This is a genomic window from Marivirga arenosa (assembly GCF_030503895.2).
GTDB lineage: Bacteria > Bacteroidota > Bacteroidia > Cytophagales > Cyclobacteriaceae > Marivirga > Marivirga arenosa.
In genome coordinates this window covers 1902789-1920893 of the sequence record NZ_CP129970.2, presented here as the reverse complement: position 1 = coordinate 1920893, position 18105 = coordinate 1902789, and the positions used below count along the sequence as shown (strand labels likewise).

Here is an 18105-nt window from a genome sequence, read left to right as displayed (position 1 = left end):
TAACATAAATATGACTTCATATTGATTAGTAAATTGAATTAAATTTTAAGTAATTGTTCAGATCGGAATAGATCTGTTTATTGTGAAAAAAGCTAATGCTTAGGGTGCATTAGGCGATATGATGAGTTGAAAAAGCGTATGAAAGTAATTATGATAAGCTTTTTCAACATATTCCATCAAAGAAAAATCGATCTTTTCCGGAACGCTTATTTCATTCAATAAATCAAATGAATGAAATAAGTTAAACTGCATAGCAGGAAGCAATAAATCATAGGCCATAATCTGATATTCAGCTTCTGGCTTTTCCTGATCACTTTGCTCTGTTCTTTCTACAGTATCATTAGCATCCACAACATACGGTTGCTGAAAAAACATCAGCAAAGCCATTGCAAGTCCAAACAATAGACTGGCCGACTTCTTAATTGATTGTATGTTATTTGTTCTTTTCATTCTTCGGAATGCAAAAGTAATTAAAAATGCTGAATTTCAATATTTTTATTAAAATCAAATGAATTTATCAGGGAAAGTTAACTACCGCTTTAAAATAATGCGGAAGGTAGTTCCTCTATTCACTACAGATTCTTTTACAAAAATTTTACCGTTGTGATAATTTTCAATGATTCGTTTTGCTAGTGTAAGTCCAAGTCCCCATCCTCTCTTCTTAGTTGAAAAACCGGGCTGGAAAATCTCTTTTATCTTACTAGAAGGAATTCCTTTTCCAGTGTCTTTAATATCTATCAAAGCATCTCCATATTTTCCTTCTTTTAAGGTAATGGTTATTTCACCTTCTCCACTCATAGCATCAATTGCATTTTTACATAGGTTTTCAATCACCCAATCGAATAGCGGTTTATTTATATCTGCTGAGATGACATCGTCTTTACAGATAAAGTCAATAAAAACTTTCTTTGAAGTTCTTTTTTGAAGATAATTTACTGTAGCCTTAATAAGCTTTGAAATATTCTCGTCTCTTAATACTGGAACCGAACCAATACTTGAAAAGCGTGAGGTGATCAGCTCAAGCTTACTAATATCCTTCTCTAATTCCTTAGTCACCTCTTTATCTTTGAGATCATCATCTATTTTCATGATCTCCAACCAGGCCATTAATGAAGATAGTGGCGTTCCTAATTGATGAGCGGTTTCTTTTGCCAGCCCAACCCAAACCTGATTCTGCTCTGCTTTACGGGAATATGAAAACGAAACATATCCAAAAAAGACAAAGGCTGCGATTACTGATAATTGAATATAAGGATAGTAGCGAAGTCTATAAATCAAATCAGAGTTTCTGTAATATATGTACTGATAACTACTGGGGTCATCCGGATCAGTACCCGATATGGCAATGGGTTCATATTCTTGCTCCATGATCTTCAATTCCTTTTTAAGGATTTTAGCCATGGCTTCCTGATCATTTTTGCTGCTATCTACCTCTATATTCCTAAAAATACTGGGATTCCCATTGGCATCTACCACAATTACAGGAATTGAGTTATTGGGGGTTACAATTTCCTGAAATATAAAAATTAGGTTCTCACTATTATCTGAATCACTAGTATAGGCAAGTGTATTGGCAAAAAGCTCAATATATCGCTCTTCTCTTTCTTTCAATTCTTCTACTATACTATTGGTATATAATACTGAGGCAAAACCGATAATAAGTGAAAATGCTAAGGCAATCCATTTTAAAGCTGCTTTACTTTGATAAAAGGAAGATGCATTTCCCATGAAAGGATTTTCCGAAGGATTAACCATTACTATTATTCATTCACTGTTATGCTATAACGAATAACGCAAAAGTTTTTCATTATTACCTACTCTAAAATAATTTATCAGCAATATAAAGCCTTCTCTACAGTTACAACAGTAACAATTATATCAATTAATCGATTATTAGTATATGGAAGACATTGTTCAGATAGAATTATTTGGAATTAGAATTGATGAGCCAATCGTTACACTCACAGACTTGCTTGTTAGCTTTTTATGCTTTCTATATTTTTTCAAAATGCAGCAAGAAAATAGAAAAGAGAAGGTATACCTATATTTCAAATATTACTTTTTAATTATGGGACTTGCCACCACATTTGGTGGATTGATTGGTCATGCTTTTTATTATGAATTCAGTAAAGCCTGGAAATTGGTAGGCTGGATAATAAGTATGTTCGCTATAATGCTAATTGAAAGAGGAGCTATTGAACATACTAGAATAGTACTCAATAAGAAATATGTGAAAATACTGGGGGTAGTTAATATAATAGAGTTTCTAATTTTCTTAGGACTTGTTTTTTATACCCTAGATTTCTTTTACGTACAGCTACATTCTGGCTACGGATTAATGTTTGTTGTGCTTGTAATTGAATTCATGTTATTCTTGAAAACCAAAAATCTCTCCACTCAATATATTATGGCAGGTTTAGGGTTTGCGGCACTTTCAGCATTAGTTTTTGCAACTGAATTTAGCATTCATAGATGGTTTAATTATTTATCGATAAGCCACACCCTTATGGCGGTTGCGACAATTTTTATCTACGGTGGAGTGAAAAGGATTGAAATAAAAGAAAAGCAACCTAAAAAATACGCTTAATTTTTGAGCATAAAAAAAGCCCGCCATTCTCCAATGGCGAGCCCTACTATGGAAACGACTAATTGAATACTAAATTAAAGAGCGATTACTTGTTTAAAGTTTCTATCGCTGGTTTGAACTAGAAATTGATAATTTCCTTTTTCTAATGATGAAAGGTCATATCTTTTCTCTATTTCAAGGTTTTTATCTAAATCTTCTTTGTAAACCACATTGCCTTTGTTATTGATAATCAATATAGAAGCTGGTTTTGAATTCAGATTTAGAAAATTAAAATCTACAATACCATTTTCATTTGCCTTAATAAATGGCTTATAAATAGTGTTGAAACTCTCTTTATCGACAGTTACGTTATCATAAGTAACTTTAATAGGTAAAATTTCTATGTTTAAAGCGTTTTCTAACTCAATCATATATTGACCAGACTCTAAATGCTTTAAATCAAAGTTTTTAAGAATTCCATTTTCGTTCTTCACAGTCTCACTGTAAATCACTTTACCAAATTGATTTTTTAACTTAATATTTGTAAAGTCAGATTCACCAGAGGTTACTCTTAAAGTGATCAATTTATTTTCCTTAGTTGTAAGTTTCACAAATGGGAAACCATCGGCAAAGCTCATTAAGGGTAATGCCATCATGAAGAAAGCGAAGACCGTTTTTTGAATGTTTAAATTTTTCATAAGCTTTTTGTTTAATTGTACATTACAAATGTAGGGCACTTTTTTGCAAGCAACTATGTTGAAATTTTCCAATATCTATACTATATTAACCTTATAGTGTTATTAAATTGTTAATAAGAGGTAAAATCTAACAACATTATTGATACTAGAGCGTTTAAAACCAAATTATGCAATTTTACAAACCAACTCTTGAGCAGATCGAGCCAACCTTTGGTAGTTCGGTTTTAGTTAGAAAATTTGAGGAATCTAAACCTAATAAAGATCCCTTTTGGCATTTTCATCCTGAAATAGAATTAGTTTATGTTAAAGGAGGAAATGGTAAAAGGCATATAGGCAATCATATCTCCTATTATCAAGATGGTGATTTGATGTTAATAGGATCAAACCTTCCTCATTATGGCTTCACAGATAGGTTGACAGGAAATGAATCGGAAACTATTATTCAAATGAAAGAAGATTTCCCTGGTCCTACTTTTCTGAGTTTACCTGAAATACAACCTATCAAACAGTTAATAGAAACTGCAAAACTTGGAATTGTATTCAAGAATGAAACTAAGAATAGAATCGGTAGTAGAATTGAAAGCTTAGTTGAAAAACCTCCATTTGAAAGATTAATCGAGGTGATTCAGATTTTAAAAGAATTATCAGAGGTAAAGGACTACTATTTATTAAACTCAGAAGCAGTATCTATTGAAGCAAAGGCTGTAGATCAGCAAAGAGTAAATTTAATTTATGATTATGTAAGAGATAATTTCAAGAAATCAATCGCCCTGGAAGAAATAGCAAAGGAAGCTGCTATGACAGTTCCAGCATTTTGTCGTTATTTCAAAAAAATCTCTAATAAAACCTTTACTCACTTTGTAAATGAACATAGAGTGGTTCATGCTTCAAAGTTATTATCAGAAGGAAATTTGAATATAACGGATATCTGCTATGCATGTGGATTTAATAACATATCACACTTTAATAGACAGTTTAAAGAAGTAACAGGTAAGAGTCCTTCAGAATACAGAAAGGAAATAAAAAGGGTAGTTCGCTAAATCTAAAAATAAGTAAAGCACTTTTCTTTATATAAATTTATCCTGTAAATCAGCATCAACTCATGCGTATCATTAGTATAGTTTCTGATGTTTGAAAGTGTGTTATCATAAGCATAGCCAAAAGTAAAGTTCTCATTTACCGTAATGGAACACATCATGGATATTGCATCACCACTTCTATAAGAAATACCAACATTCAAAATATCTTGTAAGATAGCATTTGCATTTATGTCAAAACCTATGGGAGCATTTTCCTGTACTCTGACCATAGCAGAGGGATAAAAAATCACATCTTTATTTATCGGAAATAAGTAACCACCGGTAAGAAAATAATAGCGTGCCTCCTGAGCATTTGTTAAGCCACTGCCTGTTCTTAGCACTCTATTTTCTACTATATAAGGAGAAGAAAGCCCAATAAAACCATTTCTGTTACTGTAAAATAAGCCAACTCCAAAATTAGGATTAAAGCTATTTTGAAAGGTGGAAAAGACCACATCGTTTTGACTTTGGAGATTTAATTCTTGAAAATTGGAATTTAATTGATTGAAACCACCTTGAATCCCTGCCGCTAGTGTTCCGGTTTGAAATTCAATTGAAAATGAATAAACACCAAAAAGTGCCATACTTTTATGTACTCCAATTGACTCATCAACAAAGGTTAATCCAAACCCGGAATGTTTATCTTTAATACCAGTATGCACAGATGCTATATTACTAACAGGAGCTCCTTCCAAATTCACCCATTGGTTTCTGTGTAGTAGATTTACTGTTAAATCGTTTTTATGTCCAGCATAAGCTGGATTAATAACCAACTGATTAAAGCGATATTGAGATAAAACACTCTTCTGCTGACTGAAAGCAGTTGATGCAATTGTAAATAATAATATTGTGATTAATATTTTTCTCATCTAAATAATTCTAAATATCCAGTTACTGCTTCTGATCCATCATTTTTATCAATGACGTAGAAATATGTCCCATCAGGCAAAATCTTTTCGCCTGCATAAATTCCTCTATTTCCAAAACCACTAAATGTATTGGAACTATTATCATAGCCTTCAGTAGAGAATACTAATGCGCCTGCTCTATTATAAATTTGAACTCTGTTTCCTTCAAAATTTGAAATACAGCCAATCTCCCAAACATCATTCTCACCATCATTATTAGGTGAAATACCATTGAATACGTTGATCTCTGCAGGAACCGAGAACTCTCTGGTGTATTCACAACCATTGCTTCCGATTACTGTAACTGAGTAATTACCAGCAGTAAACTCATCAAATGATTCGCCATAAGCTGTACCATAAGGCGTATCCCATTCAATAGACCTATATTCATATTCATCATTAATAGTAATAGTAGCTAATCCATTATATTCACCACATAATTCTGGCTCAATGCTTAAGCTAATTTCTGGCGCCACTCTCCCATCTTCAATTTCAACTAAAGTTGGTTCCGAAACACAACCTGAAACTGTATCGGTAGCTGTAACATAGTAGGTTCCGACTTCTAATTCATGAACATCAGGAGCTAATAATTCTGCTGAATCGGACACCTCACCAAAATACCATCTATATTCATAATTTGGATTAAGGTCAGATGCAGAGATTTCTGCAGCACCATTTGGCTCCTCACAACTATCAAATAATGCTGTTATTTCTACTTCTGGCGATGGCACAACCGTTAAATCTTCTGTAATCGTGATATTAGATTCCCAAATACAGTTTGTTGTGGTATTCCTATAGCTTATAGTATACTCAGTCGCTGCCAATTCTGAATTAATTCTTCCACTATACTCTTCTCCTCCATTTGGATATGATTCTGATCTAAACCATAGCACTTCAAATCTGGAAGTTACGAATGCTGTATCCGCTGGATCTTCTTCATCTACATAATATATTATGGCTTCAGCTACTCCATTCACTTTATCCGGATCGCAATAGGTGTTCGGACTAATTTGATTTAACTTCAACTGAGGTACCTCAATCAATTCTTCAATTGAGAAGTTAATGATTTCTGAAGTACAAGCTGGAGCATCCAGATCGATGGCTTCAACTGTATAATCTTCTACTGGAAGACCGGTCAACCAATCACCCGTGAAATCCGGTTGATTCTTAATGCTATTTCCTATGTACCAATTAAATTGGAAATTACCTTCCATATTATAAATCTGAGCATAGGCTGCACCATTTGGACTACCACAATTGGTAACTGGAGCCGTAGTAAGAGATATCTTAGGTAATTCTGGAGAAAACTCTACATAAAATTGGGCAGTAGAGGAACAGTTTGTTATAGTGCTATATACTTCAACTGAATAATAGCCGCTATCTAAAGCATTAATTCTGTTTGCGTTACCAATTTCAGTGGATGTTGCCTCTATTGGTAGATCTCCTTGATACCAGGTAAAAGTATAACCTGCAGTTTGGCCCCCATCAGCTGAAACTTCCAAGAAGCCATCCGGTGTGTTCGGATCACAATCAGTGTTAGGTTTAGCACCTAATAACTCTATAGCCGGGCTTGTTGCTGTAAAAGGAATTTCAACTTCAATCGGTTGTTCCGTGATACAGCTTGTAGCTGAATTAGTGATCATCACATAATACGTTCCCGCTGGTTGAGCTGTAATGGTCTCAGTATTTCCTCCATTAATTAAACCATTAGCATCAAAGCTTTCATAATACCATTCATAAGTAAAATCGCTTGGTAGCCCAGGACTTAATGAAGCCACCGTGATTGCTCCTGAATCGAAACAATCTGATTGTGGAGTAATATCAAACGTGACATCTTTCGCAACATCTATTGTTAAGTCTTCCAATAAATAAAAAGATTCAATGCTAGAACATGCTTGTCCAGGAGCAGTGTTATCTGTAACACGTACCGTATAATTACCTGCCGATAATCCGCTTATGGTTTCTCCAGAAGCTCCAGAAATTTGTGAAGCTGGTACTGGACTTGATGTATTATCTAAACCTATAAACCATTCATAAGTAAAATCAGCAAGAGGCTCACCATTTACTGAAGCGCTTATGCTTCCGTTGGGATTAGCTGGGTCGCAACTTGAATTAGGTGCATTTTCGACAATTACTATATCAGGTCTTATTGCAGCATCTAACACTTCAACTCTCACAATATTTGATATACATGTTGATCCCGGATTTTCACCAGCATTTCTAATCGCCTCAACATAATATTCTCCGGGAGATAGGTTTGATAATGTATTCGTTATTTCTCCAGATATCTCATTTCCACTGGTATAATTGGCTTCTCCGTTATACCATCTAAAAGTATAATTATTAATAGCACTAGGATCAATACTGTTTACCGTAATACTTCCACTTGGAGTACAATTAGTAGCATCAGTCACCGAGATGTCATTTCTACGAAGGATAATAGATTGTGGATTATCCTCTACCGTGATGCTTCGGGTGATACTACAGTTCGATACATCATTAGTCACCATTACCTCATAGGTTCCTGGCATGATCAAATCTGTAGGATCTTGTGGGAAAGTTACCGATAATGGGCCAGGGCCTGCTCCTGTTGTAAAAGAAACCACCGATGCATCCGTTGGTACACTCGTGAAATCTATCGTATAGGTCGAGTTTAATATCCCTGCTGTCGGACTCGGTGTTTCCATCTCTACTGTTAAAGTCGCATCTGAATTTGGATTTGGATCACATGCCGTATTTGCTGTTTGGCTTAAACTCACTATCGGATCAACTTGCTCATTTGGTATCTCTACTCTCACTGCCACTGAACTACATCCCGAGCCAGGATTGTTGCCCGCTATTCTACTCGCTACTACATAGTAAACTCCTGCCGATATCGATCCATAAGTCCCGCTATTCAATACTGAGCCTGAACCTCCTACTATATTCGCTGCATCTACACTGCCCGCAAACCAGGTATATGTATATTCTCCTACTGCACCTGGACTTATTGAACTTACCGATATCTCTCCATCTGGATTACACAATTGCTGTGGTAATACCGTTAAATCTGATCTACTGAATACAATCGGCTCAGGATTATCCCCTACTGTAATGCTTCTGGTGATACTACAGTTCGATACATCATTCGTCACCATTACCTCATAGGTACCTGGCATTATTAAATCTCCTGCTGCCTGTGGGAAAGTTACCGATAATGGGCCAGGGCCTGCTCCTGTTGTGAAAGAAGCCACCGATGCATCCGTTGGTAAGCTCGTGAAATCTATCGTATAAGTGGAATTCAAAATCCCTGCTGTCGGACTCGGTGTCTCCATCTCTACTGTCAAGGTCGCATCCGAATTTGGATCCGGATCACAAGCCGTATTCGCAGTTTGGCTTAAACTCAATACTGGATCTACTTGCTCATTTGGTATCTCTACGCGAACTGGTACTGAACTACAGCCCGAGCCAGGATTGTTGCCTGCTATTCTACTCGCTACTACATAGTAAACTCCTGCCGATATCGATCCATAAGTCCCGCTATTCAATACTGAGCCTGAACCTCCTACTATATTCGCTGCATCTACACTGCCCGCAAACCAGGTATATGTATATTCTCCTACTGCACCTGGACTTATTGAACTTACCGATATCTCTCCATCTGGATTACACAATTGCTGTGGTAATACCGTTAAATCTGATCTGCTGAATACTATCGGTTCTGGATTATCCTCTACCGTGATGCTTCTGGTGATACTACAGTTCGATACATCATTAGTCACCATTACCTCATAGGTACCTGGCATGATCAAATCTGTAGGATCTTGTGGGAAAGTTACCGATAATGGGCCAGGGCCTGCTCCTGTTGTGAAAGAAGCCACCGATGCATCCGTTGGTACACTCGTGAAATCTATCGTATAGGTCGAGTTTAATATCCCTGCTGTCGGACTCGGTGTCTCCATCTCTACTGTCAAGGTCGCATCTGAATTTGGATTTGGATCACAAGCCGTATTTGCTGTTTGGCTTAAACTCAATACTGGATCTACTTGCTCATTTGGTATCTCTACTCTCACTGCCACTGAACTACATCCCGAGCCAGGATTATTGCCCGCTATTCTACTCGCTACTACATAGTAAACTCCTGCCGTTATCGATCCATAAGTTGCACTATTCAACACTGAGCCTGATCCTCCTACAATATTCGCTGCATCTACACTGCCCGCATACCAGGTATATGTATATTCTCCTACTGCACCTGGACTTATTGAACTTACCGATATCTCTCCATCTGGATTACACAATTGCTGTGGTAATACCGTTAAATCTGATCTACTGAATACAATCGGCTCAGGATTATCCCCTACTGTGATGCTTCTGGTGATACTACAGTTCGATACATCATTCGTCACCATTACCTCATAGGTACCTGGCATGATCAAATCTGTAGGATCTTGTGGGAAAGTTACCGATAATGGGCCAGGGCCTGCTCCTGTTGTGAAAGAAGCCACCGATGCATCCGTTGGTACACTCGTGAAATCTATCGTATAAGTGGAATTCAAAATCCCTGCTGTCGGACTCGGTGTCTCCATCTCTACTGTCAAGGTCGCATCCGAATTTGGATCCGGATCACAAACCGTATTCGCAGTTTGGCTTAAACTCAATACTGGATCTACTTGCTCATTTGGTATCTCTACGCGAACTGGTACTGAACTACAGCCCGAGCCAGGATTGTTGCCTGCTATTCTACTCGCTACTACATAATATACCCCTGCCGATATCGATCCATAAGTCCCGCTATTCAATACTGAGCCTGAGCCTCCTACTATATTCGCTGCATCTACACTACCCGCATACCAGGTATAAGTATATTCTCCTACTGCACCTGGACTTATTGAACTTACCGATATCTCTCCATCTGGATTACACAATTGCTGTGGTAATACCGTTAAATCTGATCTACTGAATACAATCGGCTCAGGATTATCCCCTACTGTAATGCTTCTGGTGATACTACAGTTCGATACATCATTCGTCACCATTACCTCATAGGTACCTGGCATTATTAAATCTCCTGCTGCCTGTGGGAAAGTTACCGATAATGGACCAGGGCCTGCTCCTGTTGTGAAAGAAGCCACCGATGCATCCGTTGGTACACTCGTGAAATCTATCGTATAGGTCGAGTTTAATATCCCTGCTGTCGGACTCGGTGTTTCCATCTCTACTGTTAAAGTCGCATCTGAATTTGGATTTGGATCACAAGCCGTATTTGCTGTTTGGCTTAAACTCAATACTGGATCTACTTGCTCATTTGGTATCTCTACTCTCACTGCCACTGAACTACATCCCGAGCCAGGATTGTTGCCCGCTATTCTACTCGCTACTACATAATATACTCCTGCCGATATCGATCCATAAGTCCCGCTATTCAATACTGAGCCTGAACCTCCTACTATATTCGCTGCATCTACACTACCCTCATACCAGGTATAAGTATATTCTCCTACTGCACCTGGACTTATTGAACTTACCGATATCTCTCCATCTGGATTACACAATTGCTGTGGTAATACCGTCAAATCCGATCTACTGAATACTATCGGCTCAGGATTATCTTCTACTGTGATGCTTCTGGTTACTGTACAACCAGAGACATTATTTTGAATAGTAAAAGTGTAAGAACCTGGTAAAACTATTTCACCATTACCTGGAGCATCAACTCCATACTCGAATGGACTAGCTATACCCAACTGATCAGTTAATGTCGCTCCTGGCTGATTATCAACTATTATATTATAAGTAGCCCCAGAAATACCAGCATTTAAAGAAGGAGTTGACATTGCCAATTCAATAGAGGCATCAGAATTAACAACAGGGTCACATGAAGTGTTCTCAGTTTGTGTTAATGAAAGGACCACTGGATCTAAATCATCAGCAACAGTTTCTTGTATAAAAGCACTTGTACATCCTTCTGCATCTGCACCTGCTACTGTTCTTGTAGCATTGATGTAATATGTTCCTGCTTCTAAATTAGAGAAGACTACACTAGCAGCGGTTGCAGTTACAGTTGTACTTCCAGTTATTTCATCAGCTGCATCAGTTCCATTTAAAAATACCTGATAAGTATACTCATCTGGAGTACCTGGTGTAATTTCAGTAGCGTCTATCGTTAAAGATCCATTTGGATTACAATAGGTTTGAGCAACTGGAGTAATATTACTTATACTAGGGATTACTCTTTGATCTAAAATAGTATAAGTTCTAGTAATAGAACAAGTTGTGTTATTATCAGTGACTGTAACAGTATAATCTCCAGGAGTTAATCCAGTCCTTGTATTTGTCACCTCTGTGCCATCATCTGCCCACGAATACGAATATGTAGTTGCAGCTAAAGTATCTGGTGCATTTGGAGTTGCAGTTACAGCTATTTGACCGTTTCCTATACAACTTGTATTTGGAGTAATAGCAGCACCTAAAACAGGTTGACGTGCAGCTGAATCTAAAAACATTGTATATGGTGTTAAGCGACAGAAAGAAGGGAAGGTCTCAATTGGAACAACCGTATAATAGCCAGGACTCAAGCCCATTGTAGCTCCATTTTGATTAAGTAATGCCGTGGTTATTACCGTTCCGCTGCCATTAACTATTTCATTACCTATATCTTCATTAGTACCTTCATACCACTCATAAGAATAATTCGAAAAAGATTGTCCACCAGGAATATTAGCTAAGTCAGTTACCTCAAGACTACCATTTGGAGTGCTACAGTTAGTTGAATTTGTGATTTCAACTTCGGCAACCACTACTTCTGCTCCATTATTAAACCCTATATCAATCCTAATAAATTCTTTGCATCCTGTAGGTCCTGTTACCACCACAGTATACTGTCCAGATTCTCTGCCAAATAATGAAGCACCTTGAGTAGCATTATCAGGTGCAAAATAGTCTGTACCAACGACTCCAGCACCTCCCGGAATAGAACCTGGATAATCACCATTCTGATCAATCGCAATTACAGAATTAGGAGCAAATACAGGCTCAGGATTAGTGTAATAATTTGCAGCTAAATCTGTTGGATTACCTAAATACCATTCAAAAGTATAATTCGCATAATCTACTTCTCCCGGGTCGAGGGTGCCGTTTGAATTTGCATCAACATATGCAGTAACAATACCTTCATCAACACCACAAGTAGACGGAAGAACATTTACATTATACTTAATATTAAATAAAGGTGCTGGCCGGTCTAAAAAGATGGTTTCTGTCGAAGAAACACAACCTGTAAATATATCGGTTACAACAACTGTATAATAACCAGAGTAAATGGTAGTACCTGTATTTGCTGTACTTAATTCAGGATTGGATGTCCCCGCATCAGTCGTTACAGCAATAACTGGATCTGCTATACTTTGACCTGCATGCCAAGTAAAACTATGACCGGAAGGTGCAGCATTTGCAGAAGTGATAGTTGGTGTAATAACGCCATCGAAACTGCAATCAGTCATCGGAGTAGTAACTGCAAGACTTACTACAGGATCAATTATGTTTTCATCAAGATATATATTTTGAGTGGTTCGGCATCCCGTAGCTAAATCTGTTACCCTTATTGTATAATCACCAGCAGCTATATTTTGAATCGTTTCTCCATTAGCTCCTATAATATTTCCATCAACCCCATCATTGAATGCTATTGTAGCATCTGACCCTACAAACCATTCATATCCATAACTACCACTTCCTGAAGCCCCCGTTGCAGTTAATTGACCATTTGGAGCACCACAAGATGTCTGAAGAGCATCTTTATTAATAGAAGCCGTTGGTGTTGTAATATCGTTTGGAACTGTAACTGTGATCGGTTCGGAACTACATTGGAAGCCAGTTCCTGGATTTATTCTTGTTACAACCAGTGAATACTCACCAGCAGCAAGATTAGGATAATTATTTGCTCCAGCTCCTGTTGCTGAAAAATCAGCTGCACCGCTTGTATCATTTCCAATATACCAATCAAACCTATAATCTGCCAAAGTAATTGCCGCGCCATCATAAGTGACATTTGCTGTAATTGCTCCGTTATAAGCTGGAGCTGTTGCTAAAGCTGGATTACAAACTGAATTAGGAGTTATATCTGCATTAGGATCAATACTTATTAATGGCTTTTTAATGTCACTCGGTAAGGCATAACTAACCTCTTCTTGACATCCTGTAGCCTCATCTGTGATCACTACCGTATAAGTTTGAGCACTTAAACCAGTGATATTAGCTGTTGAAACTATTATATCTGTAGGATCTGAGGTATCAGTACCTGGATACCAATCATAGGTATAACTTGTTCCACCTGATCCTGCTGCTGTTAATTCTCCATTCGGTGCAGATGTATCACAACTCGTTTGCGCTGCATCTAGCGTAATAGCACCTCCAATCGTTGGGGTAGCATCTGGTACGGTTACCACCAATCGATCTGATGGACAGGTAGTGGCATCTTCTACTACCACCACAGTGTAATCACCTGATGGTAAGTTCGAATAGGTTGGTCCGGTGAAATCTGGTGCACTAATATCTGGTGCTGCCACATCACCGTCAAACCAGTAAAAAGTATAGCCTGCTGTTACTCCTCCTATCGATGCTTCTATTTCTCCATTATTACTTATTGCTGGGGAAGTTAAAGCTGGATCACATACACTATTCGGTACTACATTATCAATATCAACTTCTGGATATACAATGGCACTTGGAACTGTAAAACTAACCTCTTCACTACAACCACTGCCCTGATCCGTAATTATTACTGTATAGGTTTGAGCTTCCAATCCGCTAACATTCGCTGTTGTCGCAAAGCCGGCACCTGAAGTGTCTGTCCCTGTATACCATTCGTAACTATATGTTCCAATTCCGCCTGATCCCGCTGCCGTTAATTCTCCATTCGGTGCAGATGCATCACAACTCGTTTGAGAGGCATTTAAGGTGATACTTCCATTTAAGGTTGGAGTTGCATCTGGAACTCTTACCACCAATCGATTTGATGGACAGCTCGTGGCATCTTCTACTACCACCACGGTATAATCACCTGATGGTAAGTTCGAATAGGTTGGTCCGGTGAAATCTGGTGCACTAATATCTGGTGCTGCCACATCACCGTCAAACCAGTAAAAAGTATAGCCTGCTGTTACTCCTCCTATCGATGCTTCTATTTCTCCATTATTACTTATTGCTGGGGAAGTTAAAGCTGGATCACATACACTATTCGGTACTACATTATCAATATCAACTTCTGGATATACAATGGCACTTGGAACTGTAAAACTAACCTCTTCACTACAACCACTGCCCTGATCCGTAATTATTACTGTATAGGTTTGAGCTTCCAATCCGCTAACATTCGCTGTTGTCGCAAAGCCGGCACCTGAAGTGTCTGTCCCTGTATACCATTCGTAACTATATGTTCCAATTCCGCCTGATCCCGCTGCCGTTAATTCTCCATTCGGTGCAGATGCATCACAACTCGTTTGAGAGGCATTTAAGGTGATACTTCCATTTAAGGTTGGAGTTGCATCTGGAACTCTTACCACCAATCGATTTGATGGACAGCTCGTGGCATCTTCTACTACCACCACGGTATAATCACCTGATGGTAAGTTCGAATAGGTTGGTCCGGTGAAATCTGGTGCACTAATATCTGGTGCTGCCACATCACCGTCAAACCAGTAAAAAGTATAGCCTGCTGTTACTCCTCCTATCGATGCTTCTATTTCTCCATTATTACTTATTGCTGGGGAAGTTAAAGCTGGATCACATACACTATTCGGTACTACATTATCAATATCAACTTCTGGATATACAATGGCACTTGGAACTGTAAAACTAACCTCTTCACTACAACCACTGCCCTGATCCGTAATTATTACTGTATAGGTTTGAGCTTCCAATCCGCTAACATTCGCTGTTGTCGCAAAGCCGGCACCTGAAGTGTCTGTCCCTGTATACCATTCGTAACTATATGTTCCAATTCCGCCTGATCCCGCTGCCGTTAATTCTCCATTCGGTGCAGATGCATCACAACTCGTTTGAGAGGCATTTAAGGTGATACTTCCATTTAAGGTTGGAGTTGCATCTGGAACTCTTACCACCAATCGATTTGATGGACAGCTCGTGGCATCTTCTACTACCACCACGGTATAATCACCTGATGGTAAGTTCGAATAGGTTGGTCCGGTGAAATCTGGTGCACTAATATCTGGTGCTGCCACATCACCGTCAAACCAGTAAAAAGTATAGCCTGCTGTTACTCCTCCTATCGATGCTTCTATTTCTCCATTATTACTTATTGCTGGGGAAGTTAAAGCTGGATCACATACACTATTCGGTACTACATTATCAATATCAACTTCTGGATATACAATGGCACTTGGAACTGTAAAACTAACCTCTTCACTACAACCACTCGCATCTGTAATTAAAACAGTGTAAGTCTGAGCAGATAAACCAGTAATAGAAGCCCCGCTTGTAAAACTGGTTCCAGATGCATCCGCACCAGTAAACCATTCATAAGTGTAACTAGTGCCTCCACTTCCAACTACACTTAAAGCTCCGTTTGGTGCTGAGGTGTCACATGAAGTCTGTGCTGCATCTAATGTAATCGTTCCACTAATAGTTGGTGTTAAATCTTGGATAGTCAATACTTGAGAAACAGAAGTACATTTTGTAACATCATCCTCGACTACTAAAGTATATTCTCCTGCCGTTAATCCGCTGATTGTAGCTCCTGTTCTATCTGGACTTGTAAGGTTAGGTGAAGCAATATTTCCATCGAACCAATAAAAATTATAGTCTGCTGTTGCGCCACCAACATTAGCTTGAATTTCACCATTAAGTGGATCACACTGACTTTGATCAATAACAGTTACTGTTGGAACTGGAGTTATTCTATTATCTAAAACGGTATGTTCATAAATATCAAAACATCCAGTAGTTGAATTCTCAGCTAAAACAGTATAAGTTCCTGCAGTTAAGCCTGTAATAGTCGCACCAGGTGAAGGCATGATTTCATCAATTGCTGCAGTGCTAGATCCATTAAACCATCTAAAATTATATCCTGCAGTAGTTCCATCAGCGGTTATTGATATTGATCCGTTTGGTGAATCACATGATGTTAATTCTGTAGAAGATGCTAAAGCAATTGTTGGAGTAGTCGTAAGATCAGCAACAGTGAAAGTTTGAGGTGTTGAAGTACAAGAAGTTATATTATCCTCAACCACTAATGTGTAATCTCCAGCAAGCAAATCACTAATAGATGAACCGGTGTAATCTGGATTATTTAAATCAGGACTTGCTACATCTCCATCAAACCAATAAAATGTGTAGCCTGCTGTTGCGCCACCAACATCTGCAGTAATAGCACCATTTGGATTCACGCAATAGCTTTGATCTGTCACTGATCCGTTTATTCCACTTGGATCCGTTAGCGTTTGAGTAACTTCTATTTCAGCAGTTGAAAAACAATTCTGTGAGTTAGGATCAGAAGTGTTGGTTACTCTTACCGTATAAAAACCAGCTGCTAAGCCAGTAAGTGAAGGGGTACTTCCAACTAAATTTTCATCTAGTGTATTTTGACCTTCAAACCACTCAAAGCTATAACCTGTAGTGGTTCCATCAGCAGTCGCAGAAACTGCTCCATTTGGGTTTGCTGGATCGCAAGATGTCTGCTCTGCATCTAGTGTCAAATCAATTACAGGAACAGATGTTAAATCAGCTACCGTTAAAGTAAGTGGATCTGAAGGACAACCGGAACTTTTTTCAGTAGCTACTACCGTATAATTACCCGCTGCTAAACCCGTGATGGTAGTTTGATTATTGTAATCAGGTGTTGCTTTTATAAAATCTCCGATATACCAGTCAAATTCATATTTATTGCTATTCTCTCCGAAAACAAAAGCAGTTAATGCTCCTGCATTTGTATCTTCACAATCTGTAATATTCGTCACAACAGTTCCATCCACTATGGGTTCTTCAGCATCTAAGCCAACCGATAAACTAACAACTGATTGGCAACCATCTATTTCATTGGTAACTACAACGGCATAGGTACCTGGCTTTAAATCTTTTGCATCAGCCCCAACTGCTACTACATCTCCAATAAATGGATTATTTCCTTCATACCATACAAAGTTCCAGCAAATATCATGTTTACAATCCTTAATATCATCATGAAAATGATCAGGGTCACCTTCTGAAGGGAAAAATGATTGAACTCTAACTTTTGCCCTTCCATCATTTTCTTTACAGTTCTTAGCATTTTTAACTTCTTTAACATAAGCGTCAGGTTGAGCGTCAGTTTTATCAATTGTTATAGTTACTTGATCTGTAAAAGAGGATTTATCATGAATAGCAACTATGGTATAGGTTCCATCGGCCATTTGATCATAAGTAGGACCAGTATGAATTGGGGTACCGCTTGGAGAAGTGCCCAAATACCAATTGACAGTGAAATCTTTTAGGTTAGTATCTTCTTTTCCTTTATCGTCAATTATAACAGCAAAGGCTGACCCTGTTGGATCTAAACTATCATCACATAGGTTATTATCAGAAAGTTTTATAACATCTAATCTGACAGGAGTTTTTGCAATAAGGTTGGTAAACGTTAAAAATATTGCTAGAAATATAAAAATTGACCTCATTAAATGTATTTGCTTTGCTGAATAATTACCTTATGGGAATAAAGCCATTGTTAAAAACAAACTTAACGAGTATCAGTCTTTATAAAATTGAAATGTATCCTTATATATTACAACTTACTGAAAGTTACATAATTTCCACTAATCATTTAATGGCCCATTATTTCGATTAATCTATTAATTAACAAGATCGATAACCCTTTAATGTAG

The 18105-nt window shown here is 38.0% G+C and carries 7 protein-coding genes; 2 read left to right on the top strand and 5 right to left on the bottom strand.

Annotated features, from left to right (window positions below; translation table 11 throughout):
• Window positions 1-99 precede the first annotated feature (99 nt).
• Both QYS48_RS08435 and QYS48_RS08430 read right to left on the bottom strand, forming a co-directional pair.
• A complete protein-coding gene (locus tag QYS48_RS08435) occupies window positions 100-450 on the bottom strand; it encodes a hypothetical protein (RefSeq protein WP_302102413.1) in 351 nt (116 codons plus the stop codon).
• 81 nt (window positions 451-531) lie between these two features.
• A complete protein-coding gene (locus QYS48_RS08430; protein ID WP_302102414.1) occupies window positions 532-1755 on the bottom strand; it encodes a HAMP domain-containing sensor histidine kinase in 1224 nt (407 codons plus the stop codon).
• Between the two features lie 145 nt (window positions 1756-1900).
• Between QYS48_RS08430 and QYS48_RS08425 the strand changes: the two genes are divergently transcribed.
• Window positions 1901-2587 (top strand): hypothetical protein, encoded by a 687-nt coding sequence (locus QYS48_RS08425; protein WP_302102415.1) that lies wholly within the window; start codon window positions 1901-1903, stop codon window positions 2585-2587.
• A gap of 74 nt (window positions 2588-2661) precedes the next feature.
• Here QYS48_RS08425 and QYS48_RS08420 read toward each other — a convergent pair whose 3' ends face one another.
• A complete protein-coding gene (locus QYS48_RS08420) occupies window positions 2662-3264 on the bottom strand; it encodes a DUF3244 domain-containing protein (RefSeq protein WP_302102416.1) in 603 nt (200 codons plus the stop codon).
• A 167-nt stretch (window positions 3265-3431) separates the two neighbouring features.
• Between QYS48_RS08420 and QYS48_RS08415 the strand changes: the two genes are divergently transcribed.
• A complete protein-coding gene (locus tag QYS48_RS08415; RefSeq protein WP_308358373.1) occupies window positions 3432-4304 on the top strand; it encodes an AraC family transcriptional regulator in 873 nt (290 codons plus the stop codon).
• 2 nt (window positions 4305-4306) lie between these two features.
• On the opposite strand, the gene QYS48_RS08410 is transcribed toward QYS48_RS08415, so the two are convergent.
• A complete protein-coding gene (locus QYS48_RS08410; protein WP_308358372.1) occupies window positions 4307-5212 on the bottom strand; it encodes a type IX secretion system membrane protein PorP/SprF in 906 nt (301 codons plus the stop codon).
• Entirely contained in the window at window positions 5209-17898 is a 12690-nt protein-coding gene (locus QYS48_RS08405; protein ID WP_308358371.1) for a gliding motility-associated C-terminal domain-containing protein, read from the bottom strand. The genes QYS48_RS08410 and QYS48_RS08405 overlap by 4 nt, the downstream gene beginning before the upstream one ends.
• Between the last annotated feature and the right edge of the window lie 207 nt (window positions 17899-18105).

What these genes read in the sequence shown, in the direction of transcription:
- QYS48_RS08410 (WP_308358372.1), bottom strand. Translation starts at nt 5,212, where the DNA reads ATGAGAAAAATATTAATCACAATATTATTATTTACAATTGCATCAACT.
- QYS48_RS08420 (WP_302102416.1), bottom strand. Translation starts at nt 3,264, where the DNA reads ATGAAAAATTTAAACATTCAAAAAACGGTCTTCGCTTTCTTCATGATG.
- QYS48_RS08405 (WP_308358371.1), bottom strand. Translation starts at nt 17,898, where the DNA reads ATGAGGTCAATTTTTATATTTCTAGCAATATTTTTAACGTTTACCAAC.
- QYS48_RS08425 (WP_302102415.1), top strand. Translation starts at nt 1,901, where the DNA reads ATGGAAGACATTGTTCAGATAGAATTATTTGGAATTAGAATTGATGAG.
- QYS48_RS08430 (WP_302102414.1), bottom strand. Translation starts at nt 1,755, where the DNA reads ATGGTTAATCCTTCGGAAAATCCTTTCATGGGAAATGCATCTTCCTTT.
- QYS48_RS08415 (WP_308358373.1), top strand. Translation starts at nt 3,432, where the DNA reads ATGCAATTTTACAAACCAACTCTTGAGCAGATCGAGCCAACCTTTGGT.
- QYS48_RS08435 (WP_302102413.1), bottom strand. Translation starts at nt 450, where the DNA reads ATGAAAAGAACAAATAACATACAATCAATTAAGAAGTCGGCCAGTCTA.